Below are 2343 nucleotides of genomic sequence, written 5' to 3'. Positions count from 1 at the left end.
CGGAGTTCTCTGCAGTAACGCTGGAAAATTACAAAACAGACTGGAAAACCCAGCGGATTGTTGAGAGAACCCTGCAAATAATGATTGTACCCCTCCAACCTGTCTATTAGCTCCTTTTGGTTCGAATAGTGTTGCATCCACCGCCATTCTTTTCATACACCCAATCAGCCAACGCGCTTATTTGATAATTAAGAAATAAGTATTCCTAATTTAAAGGATACAGCGCTTAGTCGTCGAAGGATATAAGTCGGCATGTGACAAATAAGTAACATAGGGTAACACAGCCTATTGCACATACAGTATTGACCGAGGATTTAATCGAAGTAAAGTCTAGCGCACGTAGTAGGAGGCTTATATGAATATTGGTCTGTATCTATCTGAGTCGAACGGGGAGGTAAGCAGGGTATTTGATGTGTCCGGGCTGGCCGGTGAGTATATGGATCTCTCGGTGGTCCGGGTGTTCGACAACTTCTTCCCGGCAAGGTCGATCAACGCCATCAAGGCCGATATTGCGGACAACAACCTCGACGCCGTTGTCCTCGCCGGTGAATCGCCGCTCTATTTCCAGAACAACAGAGAGGCAAGCTCTATCATCAAAGAGATAGAGAAAAGCGGTATCAACCTTAATAGGATAAGCTTTGCCAACATCAAAGAACATGCAGCGCTTCCCCACAAAACCAACCCACAGGGGGCACGCCGGAAAGCAAAATTACTGATAGATGTTGCTATCGAAAAAGTAAAAACCTCGCCGCCGTTTGAGATAATCGAGTTTCCGCCGAAGAAGAGGGTCGCCGTTATCGGCGCGTCCCTTGAGGGGATCGTCATCGCCGAGAGACTCCTCGCGCACGGCTACAAGGTTTATCTTATAGATAAGGATGGCAAAGTGCGCATGCCCGAGGAGGAAAAGGCCTTTATGCGCACATCAGTCGGTTACGTGCTCGGGCATGAAAACTTGCAGGTATTCTCGGAGACCACGGTAAAAGAAGTCATCGGACGCAGGGGAGATTTCACCGTAACCCTTGAGAAAAACGGCACTACCCAGTCGCTTCCTGTCGGCGCCGTCATGGCGGCCACCGGAAGCGATCTTGAATACACCGATGAGCTACGCTCAGTGCTTTATCTCGCTGTAGATAAGGACGGCTATTTCAAACCGCTTAACCGCCATACTATGGCTACTGCAACTAGGAGGTCGGGCATGTTTATCGTTCCCCCGGCAGACTCCATATGTGCTAAAGTATCGTATGCCGAAAGCGCGGCAATGGGCATCATAGCCCTTCTGGATAAAGAGGAGCTGCTCTACGAAGTCCCCGTCTCTCAGGTGGACGAGCGTCTGTGCGGCGGATGCGGCACTTGCATAAAGACCTGCATGTTTAAGGCTTCAAGCATCGATGAGGCGAAGAGGATCGCAATCGTGGATGCCATGCGCTGCCGGGGCTGCGGAAACTGCGTCACATCCTGCCCGACCGGTGCGAGAGACTTACTCGCCAATCCAACCAAGTATTTACACTCGGCAATCGAAATACTCGCCCAACTCCCCTCCAACGGAGACCCTAAAGTGCTCTATATGCTGTGTGAGGGCTGCGGCTATCCTTCTTTGGATATCGCCGGCGAATCGGATACCGAATACTCTGTCAATATCATGCCGCTAGGTGTTAAGTGCGGTGCCAGGGTCGATACCCAGCTTATCCTTGAGGCTTTTGCTAAAGGGTTTGATGGTGTCATCATAGGTAAGTGTAAAGAAGACAAGTGCCAGAACCTCGTGGGTTCTGTCGATCTCGATAGAAGGGCCAACCTCTTTAGAGAGATTCTGAGAAGTAGAGGAATCGACTCAGAACGCCTCAGGATAGTTGCTATGGATGGATGCGAGGATGCAACGGCAGCCGAGGTGGCGGAGACCTTCCTAAACGAACTTAAGACGATGGAGGTTACCGTATGAAAACAGTAGCTACTGGAATTTTGGAGGGCTGTTTCGGCTGCCACATGTCGTTGCTCGACTTGCATGAGGAGATTCTCGATGTTCTTGGCGCTGTAGAAATCGTATATTCACCCATTATCGACACCAAAGACTTTGACCATGCCGATATCGGTATCCTGGACGGGGCCGTTGCAACCGAGGACAATGAAGAAACCGCCAAGAAGTTTCGAGAGAAATGCGATTGCCTCATCGCTCTCGGGACCTGTTCAAGTTACGGTGGTATCCCGGGGATGAGAAACCTCTTCGACCTTCAGGATGTTCTAACAAGCGTCTACGGTGACAAGATACCGTCTTCGGATGAGATACCGAAGCACTTGCCCGAGGTAAAATCCCTCGACCAGGTGGTAAAGGTCGATTACAAGATTCCC

General features: G+C 50.1%; 2 protein-coding genes. Both read left to right on the top strand.

Annotation, left to right across the window (positions count from 1 at the left end; all coding sequences use genetic code 11):
* The first annotated feature begins 355 nt into the window (after positions 1-355).
* Positions 356-1936, top strand: a complete 1581-nt coding sequence (locus tag COY37_RS03740; protein ID WP_286679291.1) for a hydrogenase iron-sulfur subunit — start codon at positions 356-358, stop codon at positions 1934-1936.
* Positions 1933-2343: NADH-quinone oxidoreductase subunit B family protein (locus COY37_RS03735; protein WP_353682998.1), on the top strand; the 411-nt coding region annotated here is incomplete at its 3' end. The genes COY37_RS03740 and COY37_RS03735, both read left to right, overlap by 4 nt.

The organism is Candidatus Aquicultor secundus (assembly GCF_002791875.1).
In the GTDB taxonomy this organism is placed as follows: domain Bacteria; phylum Actinomycetota; class Aquicultoria; order Aquicultorales; family Aquicultoraceae; genus Aquicultor_A; species Aquicultor_A secundus.
This window is presented reverse-complemented; position numbering and strand designations above follow the sequence as displayed.